Genomic DNA, 13,640 nt, shown 5'->3' with positions numbered 1-13,640 from the left:
CTTACTTCTTCTTCCCTTCCTTGCGGAAGACGTACTCGCCGCGATATTTGATGCCCTTGCCCTTATATGGCTCAGGCTTACGCCAGCGACGGATTTCAGCAGCGAACTGGCCGACTGCCTGTTTATCGATCCCGCTGACTTCGATTGTAGTCTGGTCAGGGGTTTTAACTTCGAGACCTTCTGGAATTGCGAGGTCGACATCGTGGCTGAAGCCAAGCTGCAATTTCAGGTTCTTGCCCTGAGCTGCGGCACGATAACCAACACCAGTAATTTCCAACACTTTAGTGTAACCAGCGGTAACACCTTCGACTAGGTTCGAAACCAGCGTCCGCTGCATACCCCAGAAATCGCGGGCACGGCGGGTGCTGTTGGCCGGAGTGACAGAAATCTCGCCCTCTTCAACCTTGTATTCGATGTCGTCGACCAAACCCATTGTGAGCGTACCCTTAGGGCCCTTCACGCTGAGCGTGCCATTGTCGATATTGGCAGTAACACCACCAGGGATCGCGACAGATTTTTTACCAATGCGGCTCATCAGAAGACCTCCGCAAGCACTTCGCCGCCGACGTTTTCATTGCGTGCTTCGGCATCCGAGAGCACACCGCGAGGCGTCGAGACGATGGTGATACCCAAACCGTTGCGAACAACCGGAAGCTCTTTCGAACCCGAATAGACGCGGCGGCCAGGCTTGGAAACGCGGGCAACATGCTTGATAGCAGGCTCACCCTCGAAATATTTTAGTTCAATCCGCAAAGCTGGGTGCTTGCCAGAAGTGTCGTCGGAATAGCCACGGATGTAGCCTTCACGTTGAAGCACTTCGAGAACATTTGCACGCAGTTTGGAAGCTGGCGAAAGGACGGAGTCCTTCTTCGCATGCTGTCCGTTGCGGATGCGGGTGAGCATATCACCCAGTGGATCGGTCATAGCCATCTGTCAGTCCTTACCAGCTTGACTTCGTAACGCCGGGAATCATGCCACGGTTGGCAAGATTCCGGAGTTCGATGCGGTTCAAGCCGAACTTCCGATAATAGCCGCGTGGGCGGCCAGTGGTTGCACAGCGGTTACGGACCCGTGTTGGGTTTCCGTTACGCGGGATTTCAGCCATCTGAAGGCGAGCGATCATACGCTCACTCTCTTCGAGCGATTTGTCATCAGCAATCGCCTTAAGCGCCGCATATTTCGCAGCATACTTTTTGACGAGCTTCTTACGACGCTCATTTTTGTTGATGGAACTCAGTTTCGCCATGGACTTAAGCTCTCTTTCTCAATTCTTACCAAGGGCCGGGCTCACGCCGCGGCCTTTTCATCAGCCTGCGTTTCGGCAGGGAACGGGAAACCGAACAAACGCAACAATTCACGCGCTTCTTCGTCTGTCTTTGCAGTCGTGGTCACAATCACGTCCATACCGCGAACCGTCTCGATTTTATCATACGAGATTTCGGGAAAAACGATTTGTTCTTTGAGACCCATTGCATAATTGCCGCGACCATCGAATGATTTCGGGTTCAGTCCGCGAAAGTCACGAATGCGAGGCATTGCAACAGTAACAAAACGGTCGACGAATTCATACATGCGTTCCCGGCGCAAAGTCACCTTGCAACCAATCGGCATACCTTCGCGCAGTTTGAACTGAGCGATCGATTTCTTGGCCTTGGTGATAACCGGCTTTTGACCAGCGATCAGCGCCATCTCTGCGGCAGCGGTTGCAACCTTCTTCTTGTCCTGACTGGCTTCACCGACACCCATGTTGAGTACGATTTTTTCCAGCTTGGGGACTTCAAGACGGTTCTTATAGCCGAATTTTTCAGTCATCGCCTTGACGATCTTGTCGTCAAAGCGCTGCTTCATGCGAGGTGTATAATCAGCCATCGATTGTCTCTCCGGACTTCACAGCAACACGAACCTTTTTGCCGTCCTTTTCTTCGAAACGGACGCGGGTCGGTTTGCCATCTTTGGGGTCAGCCACGGCAACTTTACAGATGTGCATCGCCGCTTCGAAACGATCGATACCACCCTGGGGGTTTTCCTGACTTGGCTTACGGTGACGGGCAGCGATGTTAATGCCTTCGACAATCAGCTTGCCATCTTTTGGCATAACCTGACGGACGGTGCCAGTACGGCCCTTGTCCTTGCCTGAAAGCACGACAACGCTGTCGCCTTTTTTGATTTTAGCGGCGGCCATTAGAGCACCTCCGGAGCGAGCGAAATAATCTTCATGAACCCGCGGGCGCGAAGTTCGCGAACCACTGGGCCAAAGATACGGGTGCCGATTGGCTCTTCGCTCTTGTTTACGAGAACAGCTGCGTTGCCGTCAAAACGGATCACGCTACCGTCTGTCCGGCGTACTTCCTTGCGGGTACGCACGATCACAGCACGGTGAACGTCACCTTTTTTGACCTTGGCGCGCGGCTGCGCTTCTTTGATGGATACGACGATAACATCGCCAACGCTCGCGGTCCGGCGCTTCGACCCACCCAGCACTTTAATGCACTGGACGCGCTTCGCGCCGCTATTATCCGCGACGTCTAGGTTAGATTGCATCTGAATCATGGATTCAGTTCCTTCTCAGTCGGCTTGCAGAAACAAGTTCTGCAGTTCCAAAAAAATCCAGCTTACGTCGTGCTACCGGCGGCAGCTTCAACTTCGAGATCGGCCTCAACAGCCTCGCCCTTGCTTGCATGGACTGTGTCGAGCACTTTCCAAGTCTTGGACTTGGAAATTGGCTTGGTCTCTTCAATACGGACGGTATCGCCCATCTTGAACGCATTCTCTTCGTCATGCGCGTGATATTTCTTCGAACGGCGGATGATCTTCCCATAAAGCGGGTGCTTCACCTTGCGTTCGACCTTTACAGTCACAGACTTGTTCATCTTGTCGGAGGTTACGGTCCCGACGAGGATACGTTTAGGCATCGCGCTTTCCTTACTTCGCCGCTGCGGAGCGTTGGCCCTGCAGCGTCTTGATTTTGGCGATCGAGCGGCGAACTTCTTTAATCCGCGCAGGACGCTCTAGCTGGTTTGTCGCAGCCTGAAAACGTAGGTTAAACTGTTCGCGCTTCAGCTCGGTGAGATCAGCGTTCAGCTGGTCATCGGACTTAGTGCGAAGATCTTCGATCTGGCTCATGATCAACCCTCCAGATGCGAGGTGTCACCCAGACGGGCAACAACCTTGGTTTTGATAGGAAGCTTCATGGCCGCACGCTCGAAAGCTTCGGCAGCCAATGGGCCAGCAACGCCGTCCAGCTCGAACAGGATCCGGCCTGGTTTAACCCGGGCTGCCCAATATTCGACCGAACCCTTGCCTTTACCCTGACGGACTTCGGCAGGCTTCTTGGAAACAGGCACGTCAGGGAACACTCGGATCCACAAACGACCTTGACGACGCATGTGGCGGGTGATCGCACGACGCGCAGCTTCAATCTGGCGTGCAGTGATACGCTCAGGTTCAAGAGCTTTCAGACCATAGGAGCCAAAGTTCAGCGTAGTGCCGCCCTTCGCATCGCCATGAATCTTGCCCTTGAAGGCCTTGCGATATTTATGTTTTTTCGGTTGCAGCATGGTGCTTACTTTCGAATTCTATCAACGGGGCGCTATCAACGGGCCGGGCGAACGCCGGAAGTCTGAGCTTCCATCATTAGCCGGTCCTGAGCGGTTGGGTCATGGCCGAGAATCTCGCCCTTGAAGATCCAGCACTTGATGCCGATGATGCCATAAGCAGTCAGTGCTTCGGCTTCAGCGTAATCAACGTTGGCGCGCAGAGTATGCAAAGGCACACGGCCTTCACGGTACTGTTCAACACGGGCAATTTCAGCACCGCCAAGACGTCCACCACAGACGATCTTGATGCCTTCAGCACCAAGACGCATCGCAGATTGCATCGCACGCTTCATCGCACGGCGAAACGCAATGCGACGAATGAGCTGGTCCGCAATACCTTGCGCAACAAGCTTGGCATCGATTTCCGGCTTGCGGATTTCAACGATGTTCAGCTTGACTTCGCTTTCGGTCATAGTCGCAAGCTTCGAACGAAGCTTTTCGATGTCCGCACCCTTTTTACCGATAATAACACCGGGCCGAGCTGCGTAGATCGAAACACGGCAAAGCTTGGCCGGACGCTCGATAACCACCTTGGAAACTGCTGCTTGCGGCAGAGTGTCCATGATGAATTTACGAATTTGGATATCTTCCTTGAGGAGCTGAGCATAGTTACGCCCTTCAGCGTACCAACGGCTATCCCAAGTGCGGTTGATCTGCAGACGCAGGCCGATCGGATTACTCTTCTGACCCATGACTTACGCCTCCTCCTCATGTTCGCGAACCACGATACGCAAACGGCTGAACGGCTTAAGAATACGTGTGCTCTTGCCGCGGCCACGTGTGTGGAAACGCTTCATGGTGATTGCCTTACCGACGCTGGCTTCTGCAACTACCAGAGCATCAACATCGAGGTTATGGTTGTTTTCCGCATTCGCGATTGCCGATGCCAGAACCTTGGTTGTGTCCTTTGCCATCTGCTTGCGCGAAAAGGCGAGGATGTTCAAAGCTTCTTCAACCTTCTTGCCGCGAATAAGCGCTGCAACCAGGTTGAGCTTCTGTGCGGAACCACGAATAGTAGTGCCGACAGCCAAAGCCTCATTATCGCCAACGCGGCGTGGAGATTTTGCCTTACCCATTATCGCTTACCCTTCTTGTCGGAAGCATGACCCGGGAATGTACGCGTTGGCGCGAATTCACCGAGCTTGTGACCGACCATGTCCTCATTCACGGACACCGGAATAAACTTATGGCCATTATAGACGCTGAACGTCAGGCCGACGAATTGTGGCAAAACAGTGGAACGACGCGACCAGGTTTTGATCGGCTTGTTGCCATTAGTGTCTTGCGCAGCTTCTGCTTTTTTCAGCAGATGGAGGTCTACGAACGGACCTTTCCAGACGGAACGAGCCATCTCGGTTACCTCTTCTTCTTGGCGTGACGCGAACGGATGATCATTTTATCCGTCTGCTTGTTCTTGCGAGTACGAGCACCCTTAGTCGGCTTACCCCAAGGCGTAACCGGATGGCGGCCACCCGAAGTACGGCCTTCACCACCACCGTGAGGGTGGTCGACAGGGTTCTTTGCGACACCACGAGTAAGTGGCTTAACGCCCATCCAGCGCTTGCGACCGGCCTTACCCAGGTTTTGGTTCTGGTTATCAGGGTTCGAAACCGCACCAACCGTACCCATGCAATCGGAACGAAGGTAACGCTGCTCGCCTGAGTTTAGGCGAACAATTACCATTCCGCGGTCACGGCCAACGAGTTGGACATAAGTGCCGGCAGACCGTGCGATCTGACCACCCTTATTCGGCTTCATTTCCACATTGTGGCAAATGGTGCCGACAGGCATCTGACCCAGAAGCATGGCATTACCAGGCTTCGTATCGGTTTTCTCACCAGCAACAACGGTGTCACCTACGGCAAGACGCTGTGGGCAGATGATGTAGGTTTGCTCACCATCTTCGTACTTAAGCAAAGCAATAAACGCCGTGCGGTTTGGATCGTATTCGATCCGCTCTACGTTCGCAGGCATATCCCATTTGCGACGCTTGAAGTCGATAAAACGGTATTTTTGCTTGTGACCGCCGCCAATACCACGCGAAGTGATATGACCTTTGTTATTGCGTCCACCAGTCTTACGCTTGCCCTCTGTCAGCGACTTGACCGGCTTGCCTTTATACAGGCCGGATTTGTCGACGAGGATCAAACCGCGACGGGCGGGGCTTGTCGGTTTAAAGTTCTTGAGTGCCATCAGTCCTGCCCTCAGATTCCGCCGGTGACGTCTATCGAAGGCTGACCTTCAACGAGACGTACGACTGCTTTTTTGAAGTCTGAACGCTTGTAAGGACGACCCTTCCAGCGCTTGACTTTGCCCTTCTGGACGATCGTGTTCACGCTCTTCACTTTCGTGTCGAACAATGCTTCAACCGCTTCTTTGATTTGCGGCTTAGTTGCATCGGTCGCCACTTTAAAAACAACTGCATCGTTTTCAGACAGCAAAGTCGACTTTTCAGTGATGTGAGGAGAGAGCACTACGTCGTAATGACGTGCGTCTACTTCTTGCTTTTTAGCCATTGAAGCGCGCCTCCAGCTTTTCGACAGCATCTTTGGTCAAAACCAAAGTGTCGTGGTTCAAAATGTCGTAGACATTGGCACCTTGCGCCGGGAGCACATTAACACCCGGAAGGTTACCAGCTGCCTTGCGGAAGCTATCTTCAACGGTTTCGCCATCAATCACGAGGACTTTGCCGTTGTAGCCAGCTTTAGCAAACTGGGCCTGCAGCGCCTTGGTCTTCACGTCATCCAGCTTGAGACTGTCGACGATCACAAGACCGCTTTTCGCCTTGCTCGAAAGCGCCATCTTTAGGCCGAGTGCACGGATTTTCTTGTTAAGCGACTGATTGAAGTCACGCTTGCGCGCACCATGAGCCTTACCACCGCCGATGAAGATCGGGGCAGCGCGGTCACCGTGACGGGCAACGCCGCCACCTTTTTGCTTACCAAATTTCGCACCGGTGCGAGCAACGTCGGAACGTTCACGCGTCGGGCGAGCGGTGGCACGGCGGTTTTCCAACTGCCATGTCACGACGCGGTGCAGGATGTCAGCGCGAGGCTCAACACCGAATACGGTATCGTTGAGCTCTACGTCGCCAGCAACCTTGCCGCCGTCGATTTTTTGGACCTTCACCTTCACGGATCAGCCCTCCTTATTCGTGTCGGAGTCAGGTGCCGCGGTTTCCGCGGTATCGACTGCAACTGCTACTGGAGCTTCTTCGACTGCCTCAGGCTTCGGCGCCTTCGTGTCGAGAACCACACCCGGGAATGGTACGCCTTCGGGAAGCTTGAGCTTCACCGAATCGCGAACAACGAGCCATGCGTTCTTGTGACCGGGCACAGAGCCCTTCACGAACAACAGCCCGCGGTCGGCATCCGTACGGACGATTTCGAGGTTTTGCTGAGTGCGCTGACGGTCGCCCATGTGGCCGGCCATCTTTTTACCCTTAAACACGCGACCCGGATCCTGACGGTTACCCGTAGAACCATGCGAGCGGTGAGAAAGCGAGACACCGTGCGTTGCACGAAGGCCACCGAAACCCCAACGCTTCATGGCGCCGGCGAAGCCTTTACCCTGCGTGTGACCGGTTATGTCGACCTTCTGACCAGCAATGAAATGCTCGGCAGAAATCGTAGAACCAACAGGAAGGAAACCCGCATCATCTTCAAGGCGGAATTCAGCGACCTTCATCTTCAGCGGAACTTCTGCTTTCGCGAAGTGCTCACGCTGAGGCTTGGCTACGTTCTTTTGTTTGGCAACACCCGAACCAACCTGAAGCGCGACATAACCGTCACGTTCGGCAGTACGGTGCGAAATTACTTGGCAATCCTCCAGGGCTAGAACGGTCACGGGAACGTGACGTCCATCCTCCTGAAACAGGCGGGTCATCCCGACTTTCTTTGCGATCACGCCAGTGCGCATCGTCAAAACTCCTAATACAGAGGCACGCGGACCATTCCGAGTGCTTGCCAGCCCAGTTTTTAGATACGTCGCCCCGTCCGGGCTGAATGCTCCCCCAAAGGTTTGGGCTTGCTAGACGGGGGACGCAGACCCGGATCAAACTTGCGATAAACAAGCCGTCCGGCGGTATCCCTTATAGTCTTCGCCCCGGCATTTACCGGAGCCGCAGAATTAAGCCAGCTTAATTTCTACGTTTACGCCAGCTGCAAGATCGAGCTTCATAAGCGCGTCTACGGTCTGAGCGTTTGGCTGCACGATGTCGAGCAACCGCTTGTAAGTGCGAACCTCGAACTGTTCCCGCGACTTCTTATCGATGTGCGGGCCACGGTTCACAGTGAACTTTTCAATTCTCGTCGGCATCGGAATGGGGCCACGAATGAGCGCGCCAGTACGGCGAGCGGTTTCTGCGATTTCGCCAGTTGCCTGGTCGAGTACGCGATGATCAAACGCCTTGAGGCGAATGCGGATATTCTGGGCTTCCATGTCCAACTACCAATGAGAAAGAGCAAACAACAAAATTCAGTGGCCCCGCCCCCTCCCGTCTCCAGGGAGAGCGGGGCCACTGATTCTAACTTTTAATTCCGAAATAGTTCGGCAGAGAAAGAAACGAATCTCTTTCTGTTGCGCGGCCTATATTACTTCGAAATCGATCCGACAACCCCTGAACCCACAGTCCGTCCACCTTCGCGGATAGCGAAGCGAAGACCTGGGTCCATTGCGATCGGTGCGATCAGCTTAACGCTGATAGTCACGTTATCGCCAGGCATTACCATTTCAGTGCCTTCAGGAAGGATCACTTCACCGGTAACGTCGGTGGTGCGGAAGTAGAATTGCGGACGGTAGTTCGCAAAGAACGGCGTGTGACGGCCACCCTCGTCCTTGGATAGGACGTAAACTTCTGCGGAGAATTCTGTGTGCGGGTTAACCGAGCCCGGCTTGGCCAGAACCTGACCACGCTCAACATCTTCACGGCCAATACCGCGAACCAGCGCACCAACGTTGTCACCAGCTTCACCGCGATCAAGCAGCTTACGGAACATTTCAACACCAGTAACAGTGGTCTTGCCAGTGTCACGGATACCGACGATTTCAACTTCGTCGCCAACGTTCACGATGCCGGTTTCGATACGGCCGGTAACAACAGTACCGCGACCAGAGATCGAGAACACGTCTTCGATTGGCATCAGGAATGGTTTATCAATCGGACGGTCGGGCTGTGGAATGTGCTGATCGACTGCTTCCATCAATTCGATGATGGAGTTCTTGCCGATTTCATCGTCACGACCTTCAAGAGCAGCCAAAGCCGAGCCCTTGACGATAGCAATGTTATCGCCGTCGAAGTCGTAGCTCGAAAGCAATTCGCGAACTTCCATTTCAACGAGTTCGAGGATTTCCTCGTCGTCGACCTGGTCAACCTTGTTCATGTAAACAACCAGAGCAGGGACACCAACCTGACGCGCAAGCAGGATGTGCTCGCGAGTTTGTGGCATTGGACCGTCAGCTGCGTTCACAACCAAGATAGCGCCATCCATCTGAGCGGCACCAGTGATCATGTTCTTAACGTAGTCGGCGTGACCTGGGCAATCAACGTGCGCGTAGTGACGTGCAGCAGTTTCATACTCAACGTGAGCGGTCGAGATAGTGATACCACGCTCGCGCTCTTCAGGCGCCTTATCGATGTTAGCGAAGTCGACAGCAGCGCCGCCGTGTACTTCCGCCATTACCTTGGTGATCGCCGCGGTCAGCGTTGTCTTACCATGGTCGACGTGACCGATGGTACCAATGTTGCAGTGCGGCTTGTTCCGCTCAAATTTTGCCTTCGCCATTTTTCAATAACCTCTAAGTCTTTGACTAAAATAAATACGGGAATCAGCGGCACCCGCTTCAACAGGCGCCGCCCCTAGACTGAAGCTCGCGCTTAGGCAAGCTTCTCCTTAACTTCTAGTGCAACACTCGCCGGCACTTCGTCATAATGACTGAACTGCATCGAGTAGTTTGCACGTCCCTGGCTGAATGAACGAAGCTCGTTCACGTAACCGAACATATTCGCAAGCGGAACAAACGCATCAACAGTTTGCGCATTACCACGTGTGTCAGTCCCTTGGATTTGACCACGACGTGAGTTGAGGTCACCGATTACATCACCAAGATATTCTTCAGGGCTGATAACTTCAACCCGCATCACCGGCTCAAGGAGCTTGATGCCGCCACGTTCCGCTGCTTCACGCATCGCACCGCGACCACAAATTTCAAAGGCCACTGTCGACGAATCGACATCGTGATACGCGCCATCGGTCACGTGGATTGTGAAATCGATGATCGGGAAGCCAATGAGATAGCCGCTTTCAGCTTGCTCACGGATACCCTTTTCCAGCGACGGGATATATTCCTTAGGAATGTTACCGCCTTTGATGCTGTCCTCGAAGACAATGCCTTGGCCGCGCTCACCAGGGATGAACTGTGCCTTGGCGCGAGCGAACTGACCCGTACCACCTGATTGCTTCTTGTGTGTGTAATCGACGTCGATCGTCCGGCCGAGCGACTCACGATACGCAACTTGGGGCGCACCGACATTCGCTTCGACTTTGAATTCGCGCTTCATACGGTCAACCAGGATGTCGAGGTGAAGTTCACCCATACCCTTAATGATCGTCTGGCCCGATTCATGATCGGTCGACACGCGGAAAGAAGGATCTTCGGCAGCAAGACGATTGAGCGCAACGCCCATCTTTTCCTGGTCAGCCTTGGTCTTGGGCTCAACGCTCAATTCAATAACCGGCTCGGGGAATTCCATCCGCTCAAGAATAATCGGCTTGGCAGGATCACACAGCGTATCGCCGGTTGTGGTGGCTTTCATACCAGCCAGAGCAACGATGTCGCCTGCGAATGCCTCGTCGATGTCCTTACGGTCATTCGAGTGCATTTCGAGGATACGCCCGATCTTTTCTTTCTTGTCCTTCACAGAGTTCAGAACAATGCCCTTCTCCAGCTTGCCGGAGTAGATGCGAGTGAATGTCAGCGAGCCGACGAACGGATCGTTCATGACCTTGAACGCCAATGCAGAGAATGGAGCGTCATCGCTCGATTCGCGTGTCGCTTCTTCTTCTGAGTCCGGCAAAACGCCCTTAATTGCAGGAACGTCGAGCGGTGAAGGCATGTAATCGACAACCGCGTCGAGCAAAGGCTGAACGCCCTTGTTCTTAAATGCCGAGCCGCACAGCACAGGTACGAAGCTCTGGTTGAGCGTACCTTTGCGGATCAAGGCCTTCAGCGTTGCCGCGTCTGGCTCATTACCTTCAAGGTAAGCTTCCATGACGTCATCGTCTTGCTCAACAGCGAGCTCGATCAGCTTTTCGCGGTATTCCGCAGCTTCATCGGCCATGTCGGCAGGAATTTCGCCATATTCATATTCAGCGCCGAGATCTTCGTTCTTCCACGTGATCGAGCGCTGGTTAACGAGGTCAACCAAACCAACCAAGCTGGATTCAATGCCGATTGGCAAATACAGCACAGCAGGTACCGAACCGAGACGGTCGATTATCGACTGAACGCAATATTTGAAGTCAGCGCCGGTGCGGTCGAGCTTGTTGATAAAGCACATCCGGGGCACTTTATACTTGTCAGCCTGACGCCATACGGTTTCGGACTGCGGCTCAACGCCGGCAACGCCGTCGAAACAGGCAACCGCGCCATCGAGAACACGCAGCGAGCGCTCGACTTCAATCGTGAAGTCAACGTGGCCCGGGGTATCGATGATGTTGATGCGATGCTCTGGACCTTTGCGGTCTTCGGCATTCCAGAAACAGGTGGTCGCAGCGGAGGTAATTGTAATTCCGCGCTCTTGCTCTTGCTCCATCCAATCCATCGTCGCGGCACCATCGTGCACTTCGCCGATTTTGTAGGACTTGCCTGTGTAATACAGGATCCGCTCAGTCGTAGTAGTCTTACCGGCGTCAATATGCGCCATAATCCCGATGTTGCGGTATCTGTCTAGGGGATGGCCACGTGCCATATTGAATTCCTCGATTTGCCGGGTTGGGAGGCACCCTATGTGCCGCCCTTCCCAATATAGTTGCAAATGTGACTAGTTAAAGACGCATCCAGCCCAAGCCAGCCACGCCCCAACTCGTCAAATTACCAGCGGTAGTGACTGAACGCGCGGTTGGCGTCGGCCATCTTGTGCGAATCTTCGCGCTTCTTAACCGCATTGCCGCGATTGTTGGCCGCATCCATGAGCTCGCCCGAAAGGCGTGCCGACATGGTGGTTTCAGGACGGCCGCGAGCAGCCGAAATCAACCAACGGATCGCCAGCGCCTGAGCGCGCTCAGGTCGAACTTCAACAGGCACCTGATAGGTCGCACCACCAACGCGGCGGCTGCGAACTTCAACGCCCGGCTTGATGTTGTTCAGCGCATCATGGAACATCTGGATCGGATCAGATTTCGCCTTGGCTTCAACAGTTTCAAGCGCACCGTAAACGATACGTTCGGCGGTGGATTTCTTACCATCGAGCATGAGGTTGTTCATGAACTTCGACAGGATCAGATCCTTGAACTTAGGATCGGGAAGAATGACCCGCTTTTCGGGACGACGACGACGTGACATCGGATAAATTCCTTTGGTCAGGCAGCGCGCATAAAGGGCGCTTGCCAAAAAATCTTACTTCGGACGCGCCCTTACTTAGGACGTTTCGCGCCGTACTTCGAACGGCTCTGCTTGCGGTCCTTGACCCCTTGCGTATCGAGCACACCGCGCAGGACGTGGTAACGCACACCGGGAAGATCGCGTACACGGCCGCCACGGATCAGAACAACAGAGTGTTCCTGAAGATTGTGGCCCTCGCCGGGGATGTAAGTGATAACCTCGCGCTGGTTGGTTAGGCGAACCTTCGCAACTTTACGCAGAGCCGAGTTCGGCTTCTTTGGGGTTGTTGTATAAACACGGGTACAAACGCCGCGCTTCTGCGGGTTTGCTTCCATCGCAGGGACCTTGGATTTGGCCTTCTGCGGAACGCGGCCCTTACGGACCAACTGGTTGATTGTAGGCATGAAGTGCTCTTCACCTGTTTAGGTGGAACGTTTCAGATTTGGAGGGAAGATGTTTGCCCGATATCCCGGCGCGGGCTGGGATCGCTCACCGCAAGCATGACGCCTGCGGAATACGATCCCTGCTTTCGCAGGGACAGGGCTGAAATCTCTCCACCCAAACCTTCCGGCTCCGGGTTACTTTGGCGGCCGCCCCGTGGTGCTTGTTTTCACAACCACCCCAATAGAAAAGAGCCTCAATGCAGATGCATCAGGCCCCCGGGACTAAACCGGCAATGTTCAGCTCTATCTGTCGTCAGCGCGCTTTCGGTGCGAGGGAGCGTGCTTCGGATGGCGGGCCTTTAGTTGGATTCGGGTGGTGGGTCAAGGGAAAGCGGCCACTGTGTTTTGCGCTCCACCCCGCGCTGCTCTTGTGGTAACGGCTTGGCCTATGACTGCCGACAGCCCCTCCGACATTGTCATCCATACCGCGCTGGAAGATGGCTCGAAAGTGTGCATCCGCACCCCGACCAAGGATGATAACGCATTGATGCGCACGGGATTGGGCCAGATGTCGCCCCGCTCGCTTTATTTGCGGTTCTTCTCCGGCGCGCGCACTCCGCCGGATTGGGTAATTGATCGGCTACTGGAAGTGGACGGGCATAATCACCTCGCATGGGGTGCAATCAATTCGGAAGCGGAGGGCAAACCGGCCATAGGCATTGTCCATGCATTCCGCTCACCGGATCAGCCCGAATGCGCAGAGTTCTCGGTCGCTGTGATTGATAGCTATCACGGTCTTGGCCTTGGTAAGCTGCTAACTGCGACGATCCTGCTGGACGCGCGGCGCGAAGGCCTGACCGGATTTACTGCCAACACTTTGGCCGAAAACACCGAGGCCATTGACTTTACCAAATCGCTAGGCGGAAAACTCACCAGCCGCGACGGAGCGGTCAATGTCTATGCGTTTGATATCGACGACGCGCTGGCGGCTCTGAAAGCGGAGTGCGATCCGCCTGGCATAGCCGAGGTCTTTCGGGTTTTGGGATCAGATTAAGGCGAT

General features: G+C 54.3%; 22 protein-coding genes. 1 reads left to right on the top strand and 21 read right to left on the bottom strand.

Going from position 1 to position 13,640, the window contains the following annotated elements:
* Window position 1: 1 nt before the first annotated feature.
* The 21 genes from rplF to rpsL form a co-directional block, all read right to left on the bottom strand.
* The gene (gene rplF, locus GRI36_RS07110; protein WP_160597826.1) at window positions 2–535 is read right to left on the bottom strand and encodes a 50S ribosomal protein L6; all 534 of its coding nucleotides are present in this window, start codon (window positions 533–535) and stop codon (window positions 2–4) included.
* Complete coding sequence (gene rpsH / locus GRI36_RS07105) at window positions 535–930, bottom strand: 30S ribosomal protein S8 (RefSeq protein WP_160597825.1); 396 nt, start codon at window positions 928–930, stop codon at window positions 535–537. Before rpsH ends, rplF begins: the two co-directional genes overlap by 1 nt.
* Window positions 931–940: 10 nt before the next feature.
* The gene (gene rpsN, locus GRI36_RS07100; RefSeq protein WP_160597824.1) at window positions 941–1,246 is read right to left on the bottom strand and encodes a 30S ribosomal protein S14; all 306 of its coding nucleotides are present in this window, start codon (window positions 1,244–1,246) and stop codon (window positions 941–943) included.
* Between the two features lie 41 nt (window positions 1,247–1,287).
* The gene (gene rplE, locus GRI36_RS07095) at window positions 1,288–1,869 is read right to left on the bottom strand and encodes a 50S ribosomal protein L5 (RefSeq protein ID WP_160597823.1); all 582 of its coding nucleotides are present in this window, start codon (window positions 1,867–1,869) and stop codon (window positions 1,288–1,290) included.
* Entirely contained in the window at window positions 1,862–2,182 is a 321-nt protein-coding gene (gene rplX, locus GRI36_RS07090) for a 50S ribosomal protein L24 (protein WP_160597822.1), read from the bottom strand. Before rplX ends, rplE begins: the two co-directional genes overlap by 8 nt.
* Entirely contained in the window at window positions 2,182–2,550 is a 369-nt protein-coding gene (gene rplN, locus GRI36_RS07085) for a 50S ribosomal protein L14 (protein WP_160597821.1), read from the bottom strand. Before rplN ends, rplX begins: the two co-directional genes overlap by 1 nt.
* A gap of 62 nt (window positions 2,551–2,612) precedes the next feature.
* Entirely contained in the window at window positions 2,613–2,912 is a 300-nt protein-coding gene (gene rpsQ, locus GRI36_RS07080; RefSeq protein ID WP_160597820.1) for a 30S ribosomal protein S17, read from the bottom strand.
* Between the two features lie 10 nt (window positions 2,913–2,922).
* Window positions 2,923–3,123: a 50S ribosomal protein L29 gene (gene rpmC, locus GRI36_RS07075; RefSeq protein WP_202392136.1), complete on the bottom strand. Its 201-nt coding sequence runs from the start codon at window positions 3,121–3,123 to the stop codon at window positions 2,923–2,925.
* A 2-nt stretch (window positions 3,124–3,125) separates the two neighbouring features.
* Window positions 3,126–3,557 (bottom strand): 50S ribosomal protein L16, encoded by a 432-nt coding sequence (gene rplP, locus GRI36_RS07070; protein ID WP_160597819.1) that lies wholly within the window; start codon window positions 3,555–3,557, stop codon window positions 3,126–3,128.
* Window positions 3,558–3,592: 35 nt separating this feature from the next.
* Window positions 3,593–4,288, bottom strand: a complete 696-nt coding sequence (gene rpsC, locus GRI36_RS07065) for a 30S ribosomal protein S3 (protein ID WP_160597818.1) — start codon at window positions 4,286–4,288, stop codon at window positions 3,593–3,595.
* Window positions 4,289–4,291: 3 nt separating this feature from the next.
* On the bottom strand, window positions 4,292–4,672 hold the full coding sequence (gene rplV, locus GRI36_RS07060; RefSeq protein ID WP_160597817.1) for a 50S ribosomal protein L22: 381 nt from the start codon (window positions 4,670–4,672) through the stop codon (window positions 4,292–4,294).
* The gene (gene rpsS, locus GRI36_RS07055) at window positions 4,672–4,947 is read right to left on the bottom strand and encodes a 30S ribosomal protein S19 (protein WP_160597816.1); all 276 of its coding nucleotides are present in this window, start codon (window positions 4,945–4,947) and stop codon (window positions 4,672–4,674) included. Before rpsS ends, rplV begins: the two co-directional genes overlap by 1 nt.
* Before the next feature lie 5 nt (window positions 4,948–4,952).
* Entirely contained in the window at window positions 4,953–5,789 is an 837-nt protein-coding gene (rplB, locus tag GRI36_RS07050; protein WP_160597815.1) for a 50S ribosomal protein L2, read from the bottom strand.
* An 11-nt stretch (window positions 5,790–5,800) separates the two neighbouring features.
* A complete protein-coding gene (locus tag GRI36_RS07045) occupies window positions 5,801–6,112 on the bottom strand; it encodes a 50S ribosomal protein L23 (RefSeq protein WP_160597814.1) in 312 nt (103 codons plus the stop codon).
* Complete coding sequence (gene rplD, locus GRI36_RS07040; RefSeq protein ID WP_160597813.1) at window positions 6,105–6,731, bottom strand: 50S ribosomal protein L4; 627 nt, start codon at window positions 6,729–6,731, stop codon at window positions 6,105–6,107. The genes GRI36_RS07045 and rplD overlap by 8 nt, the downstream gene beginning before the upstream one ends.
* Window positions 6,732–6,734: 3 nt before the next feature.
* Complete coding sequence (rplC, locus tag GRI36_RS07035) at window positions 6,735–7,514, bottom strand: 50S ribosomal protein L3 (RefSeq protein WP_160599113.1); 780 nt, start codon at window positions 7,512–7,514, stop codon at window positions 6,735–6,737.
* Between the two features lie 210 nt (window positions 7,515–7,724).
* Window positions 7,725–8,036 (bottom strand): 30S ribosomal protein S10, encoded by a 312-nt coding sequence (rpsJ, locus tag GRI36_RS07030; RefSeq protein WP_061924928.1) that lies wholly within the window; start codon window positions 8,034–8,036, stop codon window positions 7,725–7,727.
* Between the two features lie 152 nt (window positions 8,037–8,188).
* On the bottom strand, window positions 8,189–9,379 hold the full coding sequence (gene tuf, locus GRI36_RS07025) for an elongation factor Tu (RefSeq protein ID WP_160597812.1): 1,191 nt from the start codon (window positions 9,377–9,379) through the stop codon (window positions 8,189–8,191).
* Window positions 9,380–9,471: 92 nt separating this feature from the next.
* Window positions 9,472–11,565 carry an elongation factor G gene (gene fusA / locus GRI36_RS07020; RefSeq protein WP_160597811.1) on the bottom strand — a complete coding sequence of 698 codons (2,094 nt, stop codon included), beginning with the start codon at window positions 11,563–11,565 and terminating at the stop codon, window positions 9,472–9,474.
* Window positions 11,566–11,687: 122 nt separating this feature from the next.
* A complete protein-coding gene (rpsG, locus tag GRI36_RS07015; protein WP_160597810.1) occupies window positions 11,688–12,158 on the bottom strand; it encodes a 30S ribosomal protein S7 in 471 nt (156 codons plus the stop codon).
* 71 nt (window positions 12,159–12,229) lie between these two features.
* Window positions 12,230–12,601 carry a 30S ribosomal protein S12 gene (rpsL, locus tag GRI36_RS07010; RefSeq protein ID WP_160597809.1) on the bottom strand — a complete coding sequence of 124 codons (372 nt, stop codon included), beginning with the start codon at window positions 12,599–12,601 and terminating at the stop codon, window positions 12,230–12,232.
* Window positions 12,602–13,028: 427 nt separating this feature from the next.
* Between rpsL and GRI36_RS07005 the strand changes: the two genes are divergently transcribed.
* A complete protein-coding gene (locus tag GRI36_RS07005; protein ID WP_202392135.1) occupies window positions 13,029–13,634 on the top strand; it encodes a GNAT family N-acetyltransferase in 606 nt (201 codons plus the stop codon).
* Window positions 13,635–13,640 lie beyond the last annotated feature (6 nt).

The sequence above is a fragment of the Pontixanthobacter gangjinensis genome, assembly GCF_009827545.1.
Classification (GTDB): domain Bacteria; phylum Pseudomonadota; class Alphaproteobacteria; order Sphingomonadales; family Sphingomonadaceae; genus Pontixanthobacter; species Pontixanthobacter gangjinensis.
Note: the sequence above shows the minus strand (reverse complement) of the source record. Positions and strands in the feature narration are given on the sequence as shown.

Bases quoted from the DNA above. Each gene is read 5' to 3' on its own strand.
- rplF (WP_160597826.1), bottom strand. From the start codon at position 535: ATGAGCCGCATTGGTAAAAAATCTGTCGCGATCCCTGGTGGTGTTACT.
- rpsH (WP_160597825.1), bottom strand. From the start codon at position 930: ATGGCTATGACCGATCCACTGGGTGATATGCTCACCCGCATCCGCAAC.
- rpsN (WP_160597824.1), bottom strand. From the start codon at position 1,246: ATGGCGAAACTGAGTTCCATCAACAAAAATGAGCGTCGTAAGAAGCTC.
- rplE (WP_160597823.1), bottom strand. From the start codon at position 1,869: ATGGCTGATTATACACCTCGCATGAAGCAGCGCTTTGACGACAAGATC.
- rplX (WP_160597822.1), bottom strand. From the start codon at position 2,182: ATGGCCGCCGCTAAAATCAAAAAAGGCGACAGCGTTGTCGTGCTTTCA.
- rplN (WP_160597821.1), bottom strand. From the start codon at position 2,550: ATGATTCAGATGCAATCTAACCTAGACGTCGCGGATAATAGCGGCGCG.
- rpsQ (WP_160597820.1), bottom strand. From the start codon at position 2,912: ATGCCTAAACGTATCCTCGTCGGGACCGTAACCTCCGACAAGATGAAC.
- rpmC (WP_202392136.1), bottom strand. From the start codon at position 3,123: ATGAGCCAGATCGAAGATCTTCGCACTAAGTCCGATGACCAGCTGAAC.
- rplP (WP_160597819.1), bottom strand. From the start codon at position 3,557: ATGCTGCAACCGAAAAAACATAAATATCGCAAGGCCTTCAAGGGCAAG.
- rpsC (WP_160597818.1), bottom strand. From the start codon at position 4,288: ATGGGTCAGAAGAGTAATCCGATCGGCCTGCGTCTGCAGATCAACCGC.
- rplV (WP_160597817.1), bottom strand. From the start codon at position 4,672: ATGGGTAAGGCAAAATCTCCACGCCGCGTTGGCGATAATGAGGCTTTG.
- rpsS (WP_160597816.1), bottom strand. From the start codon at position 4,947: ATGGCTCGTTCCGTCTGGAAAGGTCCGTTCGTAGACCTCCATCTGCTG.
- rplB (WP_160597815.1), bottom strand. From the start codon at position 5,789: ATGGCACTCAAGAACTTTAAACCGACAAGCCCCGCCCGTCGCGGTTTG.
- GRI36_RS07045 (WP_160597814.1), bottom strand. From the start codon at position 6,112: ATGGCTAAAAAGCAAGAAGTAGACGCACGTCATTACGACGTAGTGCTC.
- rplC (WP_160599113.1), bottom strand. From the start codon at position 7,514: ATGCGCACTGGCGTGATCGCAAAGAAAGTCGGGATGACCCGCCTGTTT.
- rpsJ (WP_061924928.1), bottom strand. From the start codon at position 8,036: ATGGAAGCCCAGAATATCCGCATTCGCCTCAAGGCGTTTGATCATCGC.
- tuf (WP_160597812.1), bottom strand. From the start codon at position 9,379: ATGGCGAAGGCAAAATTTGAGCGGAACAAGCCGCACTGCAACATTGGT.
- fusA (WP_160597811.1), bottom strand. From the start codon at position 11,565: ATGGCACGTGGCCATCCCCTAGACAGATACCGCAACATCGGGATTATG.
- rpsG (WP_160597810.1), bottom strand. From the start codon at position 12,158: ATGTCACGTCGTCGTCGTCCCGAAAAGCGGGTCATTCTTCCCGATCCT.
- rpsL (WP_160597809.1), bottom strand. From the start codon at position 12,601: ATGCCTACAATCAACCAGTTGGTCCGTAAGGGCCGCGTTCCGCAGAAG.
- GRI36_RS07005 (WP_202392135.1), top strand. From the start codon at position 13,029: ATGACTGCCGACAGCCCCTCCGACATTGTCATCCATACCGCGCTGGAA.